Annotated in this window: 21 protein-coding genes and 1 riboswitch; of the genes, 17 read left to right on the forward strand and 4 right to left on the reverse strand. The window is 38.1% G+C overall.

The window, feature by feature from the left end; genetic code table 11:
- Positions 1 to 2 precede the first annotated feature (2 nt).
- From MF646_RS02500 to kapB, 5 genes are all read left to right on the forward strand, one after another.
- On the forward strand, positions 3 to 659 hold the full coding sequence (locus MF646_RS02500; protein ID WP_250094914.1) for a YpjP family protein: 657 nt from the start codon (positions 3 to 5) through the stop codon (positions 657 to 659).
- Between the two features lie 104 nt (positions 660 to 763).
- A complete protein-coding gene (locus MF646_RS02505; RefSeq protein ID WP_250094915.1) occupies positions 764 to 1,111 on the forward strand; it encodes a hypothetical protein in 348 nt (115 codons plus the stop codon).
- 98 nt (positions 1,112 to 1,209) lie between these two features.
- A complete protein-coding gene (locus tag MF646_RS02510) occupies positions 1,210 to 1,461 on the forward strand; it encodes a hypothetical protein (protein WP_250094916.1) in 252 nt (83 codons plus the stop codon).
- Positions 1,462 to 1,470: 9 nt separating this feature from the next.
- Complete coding sequence (locus MF646_RS02515; protein WP_250094917.1) at positions 1,471 to 1,662, forward strand: hypothetical protein; 192 nt, start codon at positions 1,471 to 1,473, stop codon at positions 1,660 to 1,662.
- Between the two features lie 12 nt (positions 1,663 to 1,674).
- Complete coding sequence (gene kapB / locus MF646_RS02520; protein ID WP_250094918.1) at positions 1,675 to 2,055, forward strand: kinase-associated lipoprotein KapB; 381 nt, start codon at positions 1,675 to 1,677, stop codon at positions 2,053 to 2,055.
- A 27-nt stretch (positions 2,056 to 2,082) separates the two neighbouring features.
- Here the strand turns inward: kapB and MF646_RS02525 are convergent, their stop codons facing one another.
- Positions 2,083 to 3,774, reverse strand: coding sequence for a PucR family transcriptional regulator (locus MF646_RS02525; RefSeq protein ID WP_250094919.1), 1,692 nt, complete (start codon positions 3,772 to 3,774; stop codon positions 2,083 to 2,085).
- A gap of 187 nt (positions 3,775 to 3,961) precedes the next feature.
- Between MF646_RS02525 and MF646_RS02530 the strand changes: the two genes are divergently transcribed.
- From MF646_RS02530 to MF646_RS02560, 7 genes are all read left to right on the forward strand, one after another.
- Positions 3,962 to 5,155 carry a cystathionine gamma-synthase family protein gene (locus MF646_RS02530; RefSeq protein WP_250094920.1) on the forward strand — a complete coding sequence of 398 codons (1,194 nt, stop codon included), beginning with the start codon at positions 3,962 to 3,964 and terminating at the stop codon, positions 5,153 to 5,155.
- 191 nt (positions 5,156 to 5,346) lie between these two features.
- Positions 5,347 to 6,549 carry a M20 metallopeptidase family protein gene (locus MF646_RS02535; RefSeq protein WP_250094921.1) on the forward strand — a complete coding sequence of 401 codons (1,203 nt, stop codon included), beginning with the start codon at positions 5,347 to 5,349 and terminating at the stop codon, positions 6,547 to 6,549.
- Positions 6,539 to 7,573 (forward strand): homoserine dehydrogenase, encoded by a 1,035-nt coding sequence (locus MF646_RS02540; RefSeq protein WP_250094922.1) that lies wholly within the window; start codon positions 6,539 to 6,541, stop codon positions 7,571 to 7,573. The genes MF646_RS02535 and MF646_RS02540 overlap by 11 nt, the downstream gene beginning before the upstream one ends.
- 16 nt (positions 7,574 to 7,589) lie before the next feature.
- Complete coding sequence (locus MF646_RS02545) at positions 7,590 to 9,029, forward strand: aldehyde dehydrogenase family protein (protein ID WP_250094923.1); 1,440 nt, start codon at positions 7,590 to 7,592, stop codon at positions 9,027 to 9,029.
- Between the two features lie 47 nt (positions 9,030 to 9,076).
- Complete coding sequence (locus MF646_RS02550) at positions 9,077 to 10,276, forward strand: M24 family metallopeptidase (RefSeq protein ID WP_250094924.1); 1,200 nt, start codon at positions 9,077 to 9,079, stop codon at positions 10,274 to 10,276.
- Between the two features lie 175 nt (positions 10,277 to 10,451).
- Complete coding sequence (locus tag MF646_RS02555; RefSeq protein WP_250094925.1) at positions 10,452 to 11,387, forward strand: DMT family transporter; 936 nt, start codon at positions 10,452 to 10,454, stop codon at positions 11,385 to 11,387.
- A 150-nt stretch (positions 11,388 to 11,537) separates the two neighbouring features.
- Entirely contained in the window at positions 11,538 to 12,002 is a 465-nt protein-coding gene (locus MF646_RS02560; protein ID WP_250094926.1) for a hypothetical protein, read from the forward strand.
- 94 nt (positions 12,003 to 12,096) lie between these two features.
- On the opposite strand, the gene dapA is transcribed toward MF646_RS02560, so the two are convergent.
- Both dapA and MF646_RS02570 read right to left on the reverse strand, forming a co-directional pair.
- Positions 12,097 to 12,984, reverse strand: a complete 888-nt coding sequence (gene dapA / locus MF646_RS02565; protein ID WP_250094927.1) for a 4-hydroxy-tetrahydrodipicolinate synthase — start codon at positions 12,982 to 12,984, stop codon at positions 12,097 to 12,099.
- A gap of 135 nt (positions 12,985 to 13,119) precedes the next feature.
- Positions 13,120 to 13,303: riboswitch (Lysine riboswitch) on the reverse strand.
- A 70-nt stretch (positions 13,304 to 13,373) separates the two neighbouring features.
- Entirely contained in the window at positions 13,374 to 13,514 is a 141-nt protein-coding gene (locus tag MF646_RS02570; protein ID WP_250094928.1) for an aspartyl-phosphate phosphatase Spo0E family protein, read from the reverse strand.
- 260 nt (positions 13,515 to 13,774) lie between these two features.
- Here MF646_RS02570 and MF646_RS02575 point away from each other — a divergent pair, with 260 nt between their 5' ends.
- Positions 13,775 to 14,485 (forward strand): YhcN/YlaJ family sporulation lipoprotein, encoded by a 711-nt coding sequence (locus tag MF646_RS02575; protein WP_250094929.1) that lies wholly within the window; start codon positions 13,775 to 13,777, stop codon positions 14,483 to 14,485.
- 51 nt (positions 14,486 to 14,536) lie between these two features.
- Here MF646_RS02575 and MF646_RS02580 read toward each other — a convergent pair whose 3' ends face one another.
- Positions 14,537 to 15,106: a hypothetical protein gene (locus MF646_RS02580; RefSeq protein ID WP_250094930.1), complete on the reverse strand. Its 570-nt coding sequence runs from the start codon at positions 15,104 to 15,106 to the stop codon at positions 14,537 to 14,539.
- A 118-nt stretch (positions 15,107 to 15,224) separates the two neighbouring features.
- On the opposite strand from MF646_RS02580, the gene MF646_RS02585 reads away from it, so the two are divergent.
- From MF646_RS02585 to cspD, 4 genes are all read left to right on the forward strand, one after another.
- Complete coding sequence (locus MF646_RS02585; RefSeq protein WP_250094931.1) at positions 15,225 to 15,407, forward strand: hypothetical protein; 183 nt, start codon at positions 15,225 to 15,227, stop codon at positions 15,405 to 15,407.
- A gap of 130 nt (positions 15,408 to 15,537) precedes the next feature.
- A complete protein-coding gene (locus MF646_RS02590) occupies positions 15,538 to 16,401 on the forward strand; it encodes a Cof-type HAD-IIB family hydrolase (RefSeq protein ID WP_250094932.1) in 864 nt (287 codons plus the stop codon).
- A 15-nt stretch (positions 16,402 to 16,416) separates the two neighbouring features.
- Positions 16,417 to 17,388 (forward strand): YbgA family protein, encoded by a 972-nt coding sequence (locus MF646_RS02595; RefSeq protein ID WP_250094933.1) that lies wholly within the window; start codon positions 16,417 to 16,419, stop codon positions 17,386 to 17,388.
- Between the two features lie 770 nt (positions 17,389 to 18,158).
- Positions 18,159 to 18,362: a cold-shock protein CspD gene (gene cspD / locus MF646_RS02600; RefSeq protein ID WP_034633915.1), complete on the forward strand. Its 204-nt coding sequence runs from the start codon at positions 18,159 to 18,161 to the stop codon at positions 18,360 to 18,362.
- Positions 18,363 to 18,371 lie beyond the last annotated feature (9 nt).

The raw sequence follows: 18,371 nt of genomic DNA on the forward strand, positions 1-18,371 counted from the left end.
ATATGCTTCGACAAGTGAAGCGTGGCCTCGTCATTTCATCAGCTCTTCTTACATTTGGACTGTTTGTTCCTTCGATCGATTTTGTTCGAGACGTACAAGCCGAAGAGCCACAGAAGACACAAGGTGAAAGTAATGAGAATCCGCTAATATATCAAGTAAATGAAGATAGTTATGATCTGTTCGGGGATGTATTACCAGCTAAGACTGAGCAATATATTCACAGGAATGCATCATCAGCCGATGTCATTAATGATTATATTATGAAACAAGCAGCCGAACAGAGTATGTTTAAATTTGGCACAGTGATTAGTGAAAAAATAAGTATGTCTTTTAATGAGCTGATTTTACCGCGACTCGACTCTGTCTTACGTGAGACAACTGAAACATTATCCGATCGAGATTGGGAGCAAATTAAAATATCGACAAGTCCATCGGCTGGTTTAGGAGAGAAAATTTTTCATCTTTACAATGAAGAAAGTCGAGAAGATATCTTCCGCTTTCATGTACGAAGAGATCAACCACCTAAGCAAGGCTATGTATTTAATTTTCACTACCATACGTACCTAGATCAACATGAAAAACATCATACTATTGGAAATATTCATTGGGGCAAAGATATGCCTCCAAAATGGAATAGTACAGACCGTGTATATTCATAATATACACGGTCTTTTTGTATCCTTTGAAAGTGTGAACTTCATACTCCGCCTATTTTTTAATATGATATAATTTTTATATTAATATGATTAAGAAAGGTACTACTATGATTAAGCAATTACTAGCAATTTTGTTCGCAGCTTCGATGTTTGTTACCGTTTGGGTTCTCGTGATTTTACAATTTAACGGAACTCAGAAGGTAGAAAACTATAAAATAGAGTCTATAACTTATGAAGATAGAGAAGGTGTATTACAGGCTGCTACTATAGAGAGAGAAAATGAGGAACCCAAACACAATACTAGAAGTGAAGAATTAAATGATACTATTAATATGGATGAAAATAAAAACGATGAAACTACGATCATTAATCTTGAAGATTTCGATTTTAGTGATGTATCAACGCCAGAGGGTGTACCAATACAGGAAATTCTCACCAAACTTAAACTGGATTAAGACGTTGTTCATTATTTTTTCGTAAATCTTACTTAATTTCTTTGTTTTTTTTGGTAGGATTAAGGTATGAACGATCAATGCTGTTGGAGGGGTTTTTTTTGGAATCACGTATGGAAGAAAAAAAACGTCCAGAATGGTTAAAGTGGACGATTCGAGTTATACTAGCCTATGCGCTTGTATTAGCTGTCATCTTAGCAATTACAATTATTGCCATTTTAATAACTTTTACGTTTATCATTATTGACAGCTTTTCAGATACAAGTTCTTTAGGAGCCATATCTGAGGAATACTTTGTACCTGTATCTGAATTTATGTGGCGACTCTTTACATGGTTAGTGCCTGGGTTATAAGGAGGATATATGTCACAAGAAATCATCATCGTTATAATCGCATTTCTATTGTTTTTATTGACAGGTTTGTTTGGTGGAATTGGTATTTATAGTATTCTCCATCAGAAAAAGAAGCGAGCCATATGGTGCTTTGCTATTGGATTTTTCTTAATTATTGTTTACTTGCTTGCTATGTTTATAGTAGGATTCGGTGGTTTATAAGGAGGGGTAATATTGGCAGGAGTTGAGTATGTACGAGCATTTTACAAAACAGGGGTCTATATTGCGGAATTAATTGAAAGGCAAGAGGAGAACGGCCGTGCTCTTGTGAAAGTTAAAGCTGTTATTAAACATCCCACACAAGGTGATCTTCACAACCCAAAGATGACAGATGTACCTTTATTTCATCAGCGGAAAGCATTGGCTGAGTTTGAGAAAACGTGGGTGCCTCTCTCGTCATTAAAGGCATATGAAGGGGAAGTACCGAGTTATAAGGATTCACTTCAGCAAGCTCTACATGATGAGATTAGCAAGTTAGAGGATGTAGAGACAGAGTGGGCCCAGCTTTCATTAGAAAAGTTAGAAGAGTGTAAGAAAGAATATGGATTATCATAATTTTTTGAAACAAAGCCGAGTATAGAATTATGTTCTATACTCGGCTTCTTTCATATCCATTCCATGAAGCCATAAACGAATGCTTAAATCCAGTAAAAACAATTCGTCAGGATCATCTAAGGAACAATTCGTTAACGATTCAATTTTTCGTAAACGGTAAAGAAGTGATTGACGGTGTAGATTTAATTCCCTTGCTGTTTGACTAACATTCCCATGATTATGATGGTATGCGGTAAATGTATGGAGAAGGTCAATCTGTCTTTCTTCAGCGTAGCGAAGCAGAGAATCAAGAATTGATTTTGCGATGTCAATTAATTCATCGTTTTTCAATAAATTATCCATTACACGATCAACTTTTGTATCGGCGTAAACAGATATGCTATTTCTTCCATTCCTTTTCCGCCCAATTTCTAATGCTTTTTTTGCTTCTTGATAACTAGTTCCAAAACAAGAATAACCATATTGCTTAGCGATGCCCCAAGTTATGGAGATCGAAGGATTAAGGAATTGAAAACGAGTTTGTAGCTTGTTGATATAGGTTCTTGCTTGTTCCATAACATGATGATTAACTTCCAAAAAGATGATTAGTTCTTCATTTTGGTATGTGACCAATGATTTTAGTGCCATCGATTTAGCAATCGATTCAGCTTCTTCTTCCATATGACGAATCCATTCATGCAGCCAGTGGTCAAATGTAATCGATAAATGCTTCATTGACCGAAAGCTTTCTTCAAGCTGTTCTGGTTTCCCGACTAGACATATATATGGTAGATTAATTTGATAATTAAGAGATTTTGCTCTTGAGAGCATCAGCTCGGTTGAAGGAATGGCATCTCTAGACAACTCCCAAACAAAATCATCTCGTAGCCTCCATTCAGCCTCCTTAGCCGCTTGTTCGTGTAAGAAATGAATGGCTACAGCGGTCGTTACGTGTTCAAGCAACATTACCCACTCAGAATGTTCCTCTTCACTAAAAGGTTCAGCTCCGAAGCCACCAACAACAATATAGCCTTGAATGTTTCCGGTAGAGTGAATTGTTATTTGTAAGGCATACCCACCGTCATACTCAATCCATTCAAACGTTTGGTCAAGAGAGTGATATATTCCGTCCTCTTCTAGTTGCTTATGCAAAAAATCAGCCCACTTAGTCAATAAATCATCAGGAAAAGGGTCTGACTTGCCGCGAATGACACCACGCTTATCGGCAATTAATACTCCACAATCAATGGACTTAGCTACATGATCAGCAACAACGTTTAAGGACTTACCAGATAGGATGAAGTCGAGTAGAGATTTCCGAATATTTTCAATCTTTTCAAGGTATAGATGTTTTTGTTCATGAATTTCTGCAAGGACTTGCTCTAAGATATCAGAAAATCGAATGGACCAATCTAATTCGATTAAAATGAATTGATGCTTGTTTGCAAGCTCAATGATTGAATTTGGGATCACTTTCACAAAAGGGCCGATTGCAATAGCAAGTCCTGAAGCACCTGCTTCGATTATTTCTTTTACAAATTCATAGAACGTTTGTTCATTATTGGCACAGCCAATCCCAGTTGTGAGAACGAGTTCATTTTTACGAACAAAAGTTTCGACAGGTGTTTCAATCACGGATACCCAATCTACATTGGTCTTTTCTAACTCGGATACGCCCGTCCGAGTGACTGCTGATTTGAGGATTTCTAACGACTGAACACGATTCATTGTAATTGTCATAAAACCATCCTCCTTACAACAAGGTTATTACATTACAAGATGAATATGATTATGTTCTATTGTAAGACAATGTCAGAACATTTGTAAAAAAAGATGAATAACCGTCTTTTTTTTTCATACAAATTGTTGAATGTTTTGCTCTATGTAAATGAATATGATGAAAGTAACAAAAGAGAGGGGTGGCAACATGGAAGCAAAAAAACGTTTACAAGCAGGTACAAAGTCAGTTTGGGCAGGGGAAAAAGAATATTTAGTACACGGAGCAACTCAAGTTCCAGTCGTGCATAGTGTTGCCTACAATTATGATGATATCGATGAATGGTATGAAGTGGCGATCGGAAAGCGAAAAGGTCATATATATGGAAGAAATACGAACCCGACTGTGCAATCCTTTGAAGACAAAGTGAAAATATTAGAACATGCAGAAGCTGCTACTAGTTTTTCAACAGGAATGGCAGCAATATCAAACTCACTTCTTACGATACTTAAACCTGGTGATAGAGTTGTCTCTATTAAAGATACCTATGGAGGAACAAATAAAATATTCTCGGAATTTCTCCCTAGATTAAATATAGAAGTCGAGCTCGTTGAAACAGGAAATCATGAGGAAATGGAAAGAGAAATTGCAAAAGGCTGTAACTTGGTTTATTTAGAAACGCCGACGAACCCAACAGTCAAAATTACGGATATTGTCCGAATTACAAAAGCGGCGAAAAAAGTTGGCGCGCTTGTATTCGTTGATAATACATTCGCAACCCCGATCAATCAAAACCCGTTAACGCTTGGAGTGGATCTTGTTATTCATAGTGCTACTAAGTTTCTTGGTGGTCATGCAGATGCGTTAGGCGGGGTTGTTTGTGGGTCAGAATCCCTTGTAAAGGATATTTATCATTATCGTGAAATAAATGGAGCTACAATGGATCCTATGGCTGCCTATCTCATTCTGAGAGGGATGAAAACATTAAAGCTGCGTGTGGAAAAGCAGCAAGAAAATGCGATGAAAGTCGCTCAATTTTTAGAAGATCATGAAAAAATAGAACAAGTGTATTACCCAGGGCTTCAAACGCACACAAACCATGAGATTGCTAAAAAGCAAATGAAGGGCTTTGGCGGGATGCTGAGCTTTGCCTTAAAAGGTGAACTAGATGCTGTTCGTCAATTTCTACCAAAGTTAGAATATGCTCACCGTGCTGCAAATTTAGGTGCTGTTGAAACAACCGTTGGTCCTGCAAGAACGACAAGTCATGTTGAAAATACACCGGAAGAACGTGCTGCTTTAGGGATACCAGAAGGATTAGTACGCTATTCTGCCGGGATTGAAGATATTGACGATTTACTTAATGATTTAAAGCAAGCACTCGATGAAATAAAAAGCCATTGAAAAGGAAAACCCGTCCTTTTCAGGGCCCTCGATTAAGCAGCAATGGCGCCGCACGTTGCGCTTTATGAGAAACCCACTCATAAAGACCTTAAAGACTTGCAACGGCTCTGCACATTGCTTCGGGCTCTGAAAAGGAAAACCCGTCCTTTTCAGGGCCCTCAAATAAAGCTGCAATGTAAGGGTGATGGCAATTGGCAAAAGGTCAGTGGCAGAAACAATTAGTTAAGTGGAGAAGACATCTACATCAATATCCAGAATTAAGTTTTGAAGAAAAACAAACAACTGCCTATATTATTCGACAAATTAAAGGGTTGCCAGGTGTATCGATTCAATCAGGGAAAGATCAAATCGGATTAGATACAGGAGTTATTGCAACAGTTGGGGATGGAGAGCGCCCAGTTATTGGGCTCCGTGCCGATATTGATGCCTTGCCGATAACAGAGGAGACGAAAGCCCCGTATCAGTCATGTCATACTGGAGTGATGCATGCATGCGGGCATGATGGACACACAGCCATGCTTATTGGAGCGGTTTACTTTCTATCAAGCTTATATGAAGCGAATCTGCTACATGGAACGGTAAAGTGTTTATTCCAGCCAGCAGAGGAAACTGAAGATCAATTCGGAAAAACAGGTGCACAGTATGTATTAAATAGTGGAGCATTAGATGAAGTGGAAGCGTGTTTTGCCTTGCATTTAGATCCAGATATTCCAATAGGTGAAGTGAAGTTAAAGGCGGGAGTGGCAATGGCTAATGTCGATACCTTTACGGTGACGATTCAAGGAACAGGGGGACACGGGGCATACCCTGAACAATCAGTTGATCCAATCTATTTAAGCTCTTTGATATTGCCATATTTGTATAGTTTGCCGTCTAGACAAACTTCTGCCCTTGAACCATCGGTATTAAGCGTTTGTCAAATTACAGGAGGAGTCTCATCAAATGTAATCCCATCTGAGGTAACGATTCGTGGAACGATGAGAACGTATTCTGAGAAAGCAAGGAATCACCTTTCAGCTGAACTTGATAAAGGATTAGCTCAAATTGAAGCACTAGGTGGTTCCTATCGACTGTACCTTCATCATGGGGAACCTGCTCTTATAAATGACCCTGACATGGTGAATGTTCTTTCAAAAGCGATTAGATTAGTAGACCCCAATGTTGCTATTCATTCGATACCATACGGATTAGGCGGTGAGGACTTCAGTCATATAACGAAACAAATTCCTGGAGCGATGATGTTTCTTGGAGCAGCTGATCAGAACAACATGAAAACAAGTCTTCACCAGCCTTCGTTTTGTTTTGATGAACGTGCGTTAGAAATTGGCACACACACACTTGTGAAAGCAGCCTTACTTTTGATGAAAAAGGGAGGGATTGAAGGTGGCACATAAAGTAGATTTAATTGGTTTTGGCGGAGTCGGTCAAGGGTTTGTTGAAATTTTAAGAGAAAAAGGGTGGAAGCTTAAGAAGGAACATCTGGACTTTAAAGTTGTTTCCATATCTGATTTGTATAAGGGGTCCCTTCATCATCCAGATGGTCTCTGTTTAGATAAAGTGATGAGTTCAATTAAGGAAACAGGGAGCCTAGACTCATACCCTGATCAACCAGGTCTTATCAGGGGCTGGTCAACTCAGGAGACCATTGAGAAATCTAATGCAGATTCTGTTGTTGAAATGACGTTTACAGACGTTGTTACAGGCCAACCTGCTATCGATCATTGTACTTGGGCTTTCTCGAATAAAAAAAATGTTGTGATGACAAATAAAGGTCCTGTTGCCTTAGCATATGATACCCTATCTAAGCTTGCTCGAGAAAATGGTGTCCGCTGGTCGTTTGAAGGCGCCGTAATGAGCGGTTCTCCGGCGTTGCGTTTACCATTAGAAACGTTAACTGGAAATGATATCAATGAAATACGCGGTATTTTAAATGGTACAACGAATTATATGTTAATGCGGATGGAAGAAGGGCTTAGTTATAAAGAAGCACTTCAAGAGGCAAAGGAAAAAGGCTATGCAGAAGCAGATCCAACTGCTGATGTCGAAGGGTACGATGTTTTATATAAGGTGTTAATTTTAGCGAATGTTGTCCTTGGTGTGCCGTTGAAACGAGACGATGTTACGTGTGAAGGAATAACAGGTGTAACACAAAGTGCCATAGAAGAAGCAAAGAGATCAGGGAAATGTTGGAAATTAATTGGTTCATTGAAAAGAACAGAAGAGGGAGTAAAGGGTTCTGTTGCACCGGAGATGGTGACATTAGATGACCCATTAGCTGGGGTATCAGGTGCGATGAATGCAATAACCTATCAATGTGACTTGTCTGGACCAATTACACTTGTTGGAGCAGGAGCAGGAATTAAAGAAACGGGATTTGCCGTTCTTATCGATTTAATACACATGGAACGTGGCAGGTAACAAGAGGGGGGATAAAATGAAAAACCAAATCGTTCAAGAACGTATGTTAATTGGAGGCGAGTGGGTTAAGGCAAAGGAAGAAATGGATGTCTTTGATCCGGGTACGGGTGAATTAATAGCAACGGTACCGTCAGCGAGTGTTGAAGATGTTAAGGAGGCAATTAAAAAGGCAAAAGATGGTGCAGAAAAAAGTGCAACTTTATCTGTGCATGAGAGAATGAACATTCTTCATAAGGCAGCTTCCTATATAGAGGCAAATAAAACTAGCTTTGTAAATACCATCATAGCAGAAAGCAGTAAAACAATTCGTGAAGCTAGGAAAGAAGTGATTCGCTGTATTGAAACACTCCGATTAAGTGCTGAAGAAGCAAGACGAATTGATGGGCAGACGATCCCTTTTTCACAGATGCCTGGTCATGAAACGAGAGTTGGTTATGTATATCGTTTTCCAGTAGGAATCGTTGCAGCAATTACCCCATTTAACGATCCTCTTAATCTAGTTGCTCATAAAGTAGGCCCAGCTATTGCTGCAGGTAATGCAGTTATCGTTAAGCCGGCATCTCTGACGCCATTAAGTGCTTTGCGATTAGCAGAAGCTTTCTTACACGCGGGACTGCCAGCAAATATACTATCTGTTATTACAGGACGTGGTTCTAATATATGCGATCCATTAGTAGAACATGACGATGTCAGATTTGTTTCTTTCACGGGAGGCTATGAAACTGGGAAAGAAATTACGAAAAAAGTCGGAGTTAAGAAAACAGGGATGGAGCTAGGTTCTAATTCACCAACCATCATTCTTAAAGATGCAAATGTAGAAGAAGCCATTTCGTCAACAGTGTCTGGGGCATTTGGAGTGGCAGGTCAAAATTGCATTGGTGTCCAACGAATTTATGTTGAGTATCCCTTGTATCAAACATTTTTAACTCGATTTGTTAAAGAAACGAAAAAATTAAAAGTAGGAACAAAAAGTGAAGAAACAACAGATATTGGACCGATGATCTCTGAAAAAGAAGCAAAAAGAGTTGAAAGCTGGATAGCTGAAGCAAAGAAACTAGGTGCATCCATTTGTTGTGGAGGGGAAAGGAAGAAAGCTTATGTTGAGCCAACTGTCCTAACGAATGTTCCGACACAAGCAACGATTGCAACACAAGAAGTCTTTGGTCCAGTCGTACTCATTGAACCTGTTGATTCGCTCCAAGAGGCCATTGAGCAATCAAATGACAGTGGATATGGTTTGCAAGCCGGCATTTTTACAGAGAAGTTAGAAACAGCATTTCAAGCAATTCATGAGCTTCAATTTGGAGGAGTCATGATTAATGATAGCAGTGATGTAAGAATTGACGGAATGCCATTTGGTGGAATAAAGGGTTCTGGAATTGGTCGCGAAGGAGTTCGGTATGCAATTGAAGCGATGACGGAACAAAAAGTAGTGGCGTTTAAATTACAAAAATAGCTGTTCGCTAAATATGAGAGTGGGGCTATAGAAAGAGGGTGAAATCTTTGTTTGCATTAGAAGAGTACACGAGAAGGTTGGAGGCCGTCAAAAAGCGGATGGTTGATGAAGGAGTTGATGTTCTTCTTATTTCTAACCCTTCCAACATGTATTATTTAACAAATTATTCGGCTTGGAGTTTTTATGTCCATCAAATGATGGTTGTAACGTTAGAAGACGCTCAACCGTTATGGATTGGGCGTCAAATGGACGCAAATGGTGTAGCAAAAACAACGTGGCTTGATGAACACCATATTATTGCCTATCCTGACTTTTATGTTCAGTCAACGGAACGACACCCGATAGACTTTGTCGCTAATATATTAACGGAAATTGGTCAGAGCAGGAGAACGATTGGTATAGAAATGGATGTTCATTATTTTACAGCTCTTTGTTACGAACGGTTAAAACACGGTCTGCCAAATGCGACATTTAAAGATACGTCAAGCTTGGTAAATATGATTCGGCTTATAAAATCAAATGATGAAATCACTTATATGAAAAGAGCAGGAAAGATTGTGGAGAGTGCCATGACAGCAGCATACGAACGTGTTCAAGTTGGTGTTCGAGAATCAGATGTCGCAGCAGCAATTTATTATGCTCAAATAAAGGGAACGAAAGAATTTGGTGGGGATTATACTTCGATTGTACCTATGATGCCAACAAATGAGAATACGTCTTGCCCTCATCTCACATGGACGGACCGACTTTATCAAAAAGGTGATTTTTTAACTTTAGAAATTGCTGGTGCCTATAAACGTTATCATGCACCAATGGCAAGAACGATGGCGATTGGCACAGCGCCAAACGAGGTTAAGGAACTTGCTAAAGTCGTTGAAGAAGGAATAGAGGCAACACTTGATTTTATTCGACCTGGAATTCGTGCGGAAGAAGTTGAACGAATCTGGAGCAAGACAATTGGTAAACATGGGCACAGAAAAAGCTCCAGGCTTGGTTATTCGGTTGGGCTAAGTTTTCCACCTGATTGGGGAGAGCATACTGTTAGCTTCCGGCCAGGAGATGAAACAATCCTAAAGCCAAATATGACGTTTCATTTAATGCCAGGTATTTGGTATAACGATTATGGAGTGGAAATAACGGAAACGATTCGCATAACAGACCAAGGTGTTGAGCTTTTAACAAACTTCCCACGTGATTTGTATGAAAAGCCGATGTTATCAATCATATCAGATGAGCATACGTCTTAATGAGCAAGGTGACTCATGAGGTAAAGCATACCTTATTGAGTCACCTTTTTTGTGTTTTATCACAAGTGTAAAGGGTTCGTATTTAAAAAATTGTTACGTAACACGAAAAAACTAGTGACCATACATATTGGCGGTGGTAAGATACTACTACGGAATGTAGAGAGGACGGTTTGCTATGAAAGAAAAATCTCTGATATTCACATATGGCATTGTCTTTTTTGTGATGATTATTTGGGGATTAAATGTTGTTATGTTGAAAATGTTAGTAGAGGCGTTTCCACCGATAACAATGACCGTATTTCGAATTATGGCTGCAGGAGTGGCAACAGCTGCTATCATTATTGGAAGTCAAGTAATGAGGAAGCTAACGAAAAGAGAGTGGAAATACACGCTATTAGGAGCTCTTTTTGGTGTCGTTGCTCATCATTATTTTTTAGCGATGGGCTTAACAATGACTAATGCTTCGAATGCTGTTTTAATTTTAGCGCTTCTCCCACTGTCGACTTCGATTCTTGCTGTTGTCTTTCTTGGCGATCGCTTAACGAGGTGGAGGGTCGTCGGAATAGGTTTAGGTTTTATTGGTGTACTTTTTATTCAAGGCGGGGGAGGAGATAGTGCTATATCTCTAGGTGAGATGTATATTTTTATCGCAATGTTCGCACAAGCGATTAGTTTTATTTATATTAAAAAAGCGACTGCAACTTTAGATTCAAAACAAATGACAAGCATGATGCTGCTAATTGGATCAATTGGACTTCTTTTCATTAGCTTTCTGTTAGAACCAGGAAGTTTTGGAAGTATGATTGGCGCACCGTTAGGCATCTATGTTATCTTTTTTGTTTCAGCGATTGTCGCTACTGCGGTTGGGCATTTTTTGTTTAATGCTGCAATCCAAAAAATTGGAGCAGGGCAAACAGCTATTTTTAATAACTTCGTGCCTTTCTTTGGTTTAATTAGTTCAGCTATTTTTTTAAACGAACAAGTATATTGGTATCAAACGTTTGGATTTATCTTTATTGTGGTCGGTGTTTTATTTGGAACTGGTTATTTAGAAAATGCACTGATGAAACCAAAAAAAATGTCTAAAGTGTTACACAAAAAAAGCATGTAGTATTTCTTAGCGTGTCCATTATTCTAAAGAAACATTGTAAAGCAGCAAAAGGCCAAATCGAACAGCGCTTTGGTTTTTTGCTGCTTATATTAATGATGAGTTTGGATACTTTAATAAGAGTAAATTAAGTTGGTTGAGGTGAAACTTCATATGATAACAAAAAGGCATTTTGTGTTTAATTTGGCATTAATGATTCCGTGGTTATCTCTATTGTTTATAGGAAAAAGTAGTAGGAAACGTTATTCTTTTGCAGGTTTTTTTATTATTGTTTTTGAGATTGTCAATCATTTGTACGGAAACAAGCGAAATTGGTGGAAGTTTTATGATAAACAAAAATCATTTCTTAGGGACGAACTTCCTTTTAGTGTTGGCCCCTATATGCCACTTTCCATGTGGTTGCTTAAATATTCATTTGGAAACTTTAAAAAGTTTGTTTTTCTTAATGTCGTAGCCGATGCAACTTTTGCTTTTTTAATCATTGATGTTCTAAAAAAATATAAAATTATACGTCTTAATCAATTAAATCCTCTTCAGTTTTTTATCTACTTACACTATAAAGCATACTTATTATATGGGGTGCAATATTTATATGAAAAAGCAAAAGGATATAGGTGATTTACCTACTAAGTGGTTCACTAAGCGCCTTGTAAACATTCAAATAATAAATAAAAACCGCTCAGAGTGATCTCTGAGCGGTTTGGTCTATTAATTAGCTAACAAAAAAATTAATGTTTGGTTGAACAACTGACTGTAGTTCTTGTTGTTGCTCAGCCGTTAAAGGAATTAGAGGCAAGCGAACAGGGCCTGCTTTTATCCCTTTCATTTCCATTGCAGCTTTTACAGCTGTTGGGTTAGGAGCCATAAATAGAGACTTCATCACTGGGAGAAGCTGACGATGCTGCATAGCAGCAGCTGTCACCTGACCTGCTTGATAGTTACGAACCATTTGCTGCATTTCGTTACCAACAATATGGGAAGCAACGGATACAACTCCAGCCCCACCAATTGCTAACATAGGCAATGCTAAACTATCATCTCCACTATATACTGTAAAACCTTCAGGTGCGTGTTCGATGATTGTTGCTATTGCATCTAAATCGCCGCTAGCTTCTTTGATTGTGACAACATTAGGTAGCTGTGCTAAACGTAATGTTGTTTCTGCGTTCATATTGACCGCACTTCTTCCAGGAATATTATAAAGCATGACAGGTAATTTCGTTGCATTTGCAATCGTACTGAAGTGCGCATAAATTCCTTCTTGAGAAGGTTTGTTGTAATAAGGTACGACAAGCATGATTCCATCTACACCGATTTCTTCAGCCTGTTTTGTAAGTTCAATTGAGGCTTGAGTATTATTTGAGCCTGTTCCAGCGATAACTGGAATTTGGCCATTTGCTGTTTCAACGACAGTTTTAAACAGCAATAATTTCTCCTCTGTAGAGAGAGTAGGAGACTCCCCTGTCGTTCCAGCTACGACGACTGCATCCGTTCCATTTGCGATAAGATGTTTTACGAGCTCTTGTGTTGCAGGTACATCAAGTTGTCCATGTTGATTAAATGGTGTGACCATTGCCGTGATAATACGACCAAAATTCATCCAATTCACCCTCAATTCATAAATAATTTTCTATATACGTAGGGGAAGATGGGCTACTGGGAGGCACAAAAAAACAACAATGAGGCCTCTACTCATTGTTGTTAGGTTTAGCAAATGCAGCAAAACCAATTCAATGTGTGAGATAGCCCTCCATATAGCAATTTTTGCTATATGACAGTACTGCCCTTATTTAGAACAGTCCCAGCTAATGAGACATGAGAACTCATTAACTTCGGCAAGTATCCCTTTCCAATTAGCATCTTCAGAGCTCATTCTCCTCCGCTAATGTACTTATGATCCTTGCACCTCTACCCTCACTTCAATGTATGAAGTAAGATATAACGTAATTTGTGTCTACCTTACCAAATGTTTACGATGATTGCAATGCTTTAATGAGAATTTCTTTGTAATAAATTTAAAAGCTTGTCCAGTTCTTGACTACACTCAACGGTTACTTTTGCTGTCATTCCATACTTTTTAGCAAGGTTCAGCATTTGTAATCGCTTTTGCTCTATTTCTACACATATCATTTTGCACTCCACCTCAAAAAGAATGAACAAACAGACGACTTGATTAGGCTGAAATGAGAAAAAGCGCTGATGTGTCTAAGCAAATGTCTATTTATAAAAATTATTATACCCATTAGAAGTATGTTGAAAAGTGTTTCTTCTAAAGTAGTCATAAATAGATGAAATTAGTAATAAAACGACAAAAATTGCAAGTTGATTTCTAGATATTTTCAGGTTGAGATGTGGATTTACTCCGCACAATAAAGGTAGGAGGGATTCCAATGAAATGTGTAGGTTATTTGGTCATCACGGCCGCATTATTAACAGGATGCACCATACCTCAAGAAGCGGAAATGGGAGCCAGCCCTGACAGGAATGAAGGTTTTAATGGGTATGGAGTTCAGCAGGTACGTGCTCTAGAAGGACCTCTTAGTGATATGATGGTCCCAGATCAATCACCAAAAGGGTTAACAGATCCAGTACGTCATTTAACAGATAGAGGTTCATATACAACGAGGCACCGGAATTTGAGTATGAATCATGAGGGACTTAATCAACAAGGAGCCCGAATCCTTAGTAATCGTCCTGGTGTTTTGCGTGATAAATACTCATACAGCAACGATCCTCATGTTGCGCGAAAGAACAAAATAAGGAATCAGCAAGCAACAACCGACATAACGAGGGAAATTGAGACGCGTGTTGAATCATTAGAAAATGTTAGGGATGCCCATGTTATGACAGATGGCAACCATATCGTAATTGGTGTTGAGTCAAGTGAACAAGATCGAGTCAAGTTAAAAAGGTTAGTGGAAGAAGAGGTACGACAAATAACAGACCTTAGAAATGTCCGTATTACAACAGATCGAAAGATGATTAACCGAATGAATGCTGTCGAGCATCATGTTGGTCTTGATAAACCATTTGATTCCATTGGTGGAACAGCTGGGGAACTAACTGATTTAGTGGATGATGCAATACGCGGTCGTAGATAAGAGCAGGGAAGAAAAACCCCTGCTCTTTTTGTGTCGAACACCCAATATTGTTTAATGAATTCCGAAGTCTTCAGTGACTGAAAGGAATTCACGTTCCATTAATTTATGTGACAAAATTGCATTTTCGTAATAGACGCGAGCGTTTGTCACTTGAAGATGATGAACAGGATCTTTCATGTCTTTTAAAATTCTCTCCAATGCATCAAGTTCCATTAATGTTGAAATATGTACATGATGCATACTATCAAACGGTTCTGGTCGATTTAAATCAATGAATTCAGAGCTCTTGTCGCGGATGTTTTTTATTTTACTTAACGTATTGTCAACATCAGCGGATTGAACATGTGGTTGATCAAAGAACGGAGCAATCTCTTCTAACAAGGTGGCAGTGTCACTAATATAATGTCCGGCTTCATCTGCATAAGATTGAAGCGCAGTATAACGAGGAACCCTTTGTTTGTTTTGATCTCTAATACTAGGAGGGGCAGGGCCATCATTTTGATAATGAGCTCTAAATTGTTGAGCTTCTACATCACCTACAATATCAGCTTCCGAATCGGCTCCGCAACTTGCAAGAATCAAACTGGTTCCAAACAAGATAAAGACATGTTTCTTTTTCAAGGTGCATCTACCTCCGATATACAAACGTTTCCCCTAGTATGAATCGAGAAGGAAAAAGTATGCATTAACGTTAAAGTTCCTCCGTATGATGTAGCAAAGGGAAGAGGAGGAGCGCAAAATGTATACTGCATTATTAATTATTTCAATCTCTATCATATTTGTGTTGTTTTTGGGGGTTATGATGTTAGGGAACAGGGTTGCGCATACACTCGAATATTTGCAGGCAAAAGAAGCAGATCAAGAACTCGCTGAAATTGAGGAAATGATGAAGCAATACAATAAAAGAGAGAACGACAAATAAATGAAGAATAAAACACGAGTATGCTAATGCGTGCTCGTGTTTTACTTTTTAAATATTTTGTATTTCTTAATATGATATAGTAAAAGGATTAAAATAACTTAAAGAGACAAGACATAGGAGTGGAAATACATTGGTTAAATTAATTGCAATTGATATGGATGGTACGTTACTTGGTGACGCACATGAAGTTACAAAAGAAAATGCTAAAGCAGTGAAAGAAGCGCAACAATTTGGTGTTGAGGTTGTTGTTGCAACAGGACGAGATGAAAGAGAAGCTCGGTACCCATTAAAGCAAGCTCAAATTACCTGTCCTGTTATTAGTGTGAACGGAGCTCAGTTTCGAGATGAAAATGAAACACTATTATCGACGATCCCACTTCTAAAAGAAAATAGCAAAGAAATATTTGATATGTTGCTAACACAAGATATTTATTTTGAGTTGTATACAAACAGAGGAACATTTTCTGATAACTATGAAAAAGCCATTCAAGCAGTTATTGACTTTTTCGTTTCATCAGGTTCTGATGAGGATTTTAAAACATTACAAGCGATGGCTAAAGAGCGATTTGAGATGGGATCGATATCTTTAGTGGGAAGTTATGATGAACTACTAGATCAAGAAGATACGATTATTTTAAAAGTATTAGCTTTTTCAAAAGACGAACAGAAACTAAATGAGGTAAGAGAGAAGCTTCATGAAATTCCAAACATAGCGGTTAGTGCTTCTGCTCCAGATAATATCGAGATTACGAATATTCAAGCTCAAAAAGGGATCGCTGTACAAGCTTATGCAAAACAACTAGGGATTTCCATGAATGAAGTAATGGTAATAGGAGATAGTTTTAATGATGTATCCATGTTTAAAGTGGCAGGATATAAAGTAGCGATGGGAAATGCGGAACAAGCGATCAAAGACCTTGCTGACTTTGTTACAAAACAAAATGATGAAGATGGAGTCGCATTAGCCATTCGAAGGCAACTGAATGATAAGTAGATAAGAGGTGAAGGTGTGCGGACGTTTGCTAAACCGAAAGTGGTTGTCAGTAAATGTATGGAGTTTGCTGCTTGCAGATATAATGGCGATCAAATAAATGAGCCTACCGTTAAGAAGCTAGCCGACTATGTTGAATTTATTCCTATATGCCCGGAGATGGAAATTGGTCTAGGAACACCAAGAGAAGTAGTTCGGCTTGTTTCCGATGGAGATGAAAATAAATTAATTCAACCGAAAACGAATGAAGATTTGACGCTTCAAATGACGGAATTTGCTAATGAGTTTCTAGGGGATATTGGTGAAGTAGATGGTTTCTTATTAAAAAATCGTTCGCCGACGTGTGGAATAACAGATGCAAAGGTGTATAGCGGGATCGAAAAATCTCCTGTTATTCGAAATGGTAGTGGAATCTTTGCTACTCGTATTGAGTACTTCTTTCCATTAAAGCCTCGTGAAGACGAAGGGCGACTTAGAAATTTTGTTCTTAGAGAGCATTTTTTTACCCATTTATTTACGATTTCAGAATTTCGATCTGTGAAGCAAATGAAGAGCAAATCAGAACTGATTCTTTTCCATGCAAAGAATAAATACTTATTTATGGCTTATGATCAAGTCAAGGTGAAACAGCTTGGAAGAATCGTTGCCAATCATGATCACCTTTCCATTGAACAGGTAATTGAAAATTACGAACGTGCACTAGATGAGTTGTTTATTAATCCTGCAAAGCCAACCTCACATATGAATGTTTGTCAGCATGTATTTGGTTACTTTTCTAAACATCTTACAAAAGCCGAAAAAGATCATTTCTTTCAGTTGTTAGATCAGTATCAGAATCAAAAAATTCCATTAAGCAGTGTGCTTGGGATTCTTCATTCATGGTGCCACCGCTTTGAAAATGAATATTTATTAAATCAAACATATTTTGAACCTTACCCTATAGGGCTAATAGCAATTAGTGATTCTGGGAAAGGAAGGGCTCTATCGTAGGTTGACTTTGTGTCAGCCTATTTTTTTTGTGTCTGTGTCATTTTTAACATTACTCACATAATAATGTATTAATACAACAACAAAAAAGGTGTTGACTGATATAGAACAGATGATATATAATAAAACCAAGATAAAGAGAAGAAAAATTCAAAATACTAAACAGAAGGGTGAGAGGGAAATGAAAAAAGTAAAAACGAATTCATCACAAAAGCCAGTGGAAATCAAGGAAGATCAATCTATTCTTGAATCTATTAATGATTATTATAGCCGTAATTAAGAAAAGAAAAATAACAGTTCAGAGCTTCTTTTTAAAGAAGCTCTGTTTTTATTTAGTCTCCTGTTATGAAACAGTTTCAGTAATAGGGTGGGGTTTATACATTACTTTCCAAATTCAGGACAGTTTTTAACAAAAGAATGGAAAGTTACTTGCAATCTACAAATAAATAGGCTATAGTTAAATTAACGGTCGTCAACTTCAGTTTAAAAAGGTAGCGCTTTTCATTCAGCTGGCGCGGTCAAGGAGCCGCAAGGATGAACGAGAGGCAGGGCTTTCATCGTCTGGAGATTGATTGATGGATCCTTATATTTTCCCATTAGAAACAAATTGCATCAATTAGCAGCACATAAAAGAGTTCAGTATTCACATGTTATAAGGGATATTCACTCGATTCGTGGTTGATGTTCCTTATAATATGTGAATTTTTATTTACCTCGGATTGTAAATACGATTGCATATTAAGTAAATAATTTTAAGATTGGGGTTTTTTAGCATGGCACAAACTGGTACAGTTAAATGGTTCAACGCAGAAAAAGGATTCGGTTTCATTGAAGTAGAAGGCGGAAACGACGTATTCGTACACTTCAGCGCTATCACTGGCGAAGGTTTCAAATCACTTGACGAAGGTCAATCAGTTGAATTTGAAATCGTAGAAGGCGACCGTGGACCACAAGCAGCTAACGTAGTAAAACTATAAATTGCTTTT

The sequence above is a fragment of the Halalkalibacter alkaliphilus genome, assembly GCF_023555415.1.
In the GTDB taxonomy this organism is placed as follows: domain Bacteria; phylum Bacillota; class Bacilli; order Bacillales; family Bacillaceae_D; genus Halalkalibacter; species Halalkalibacter alkaliphilus.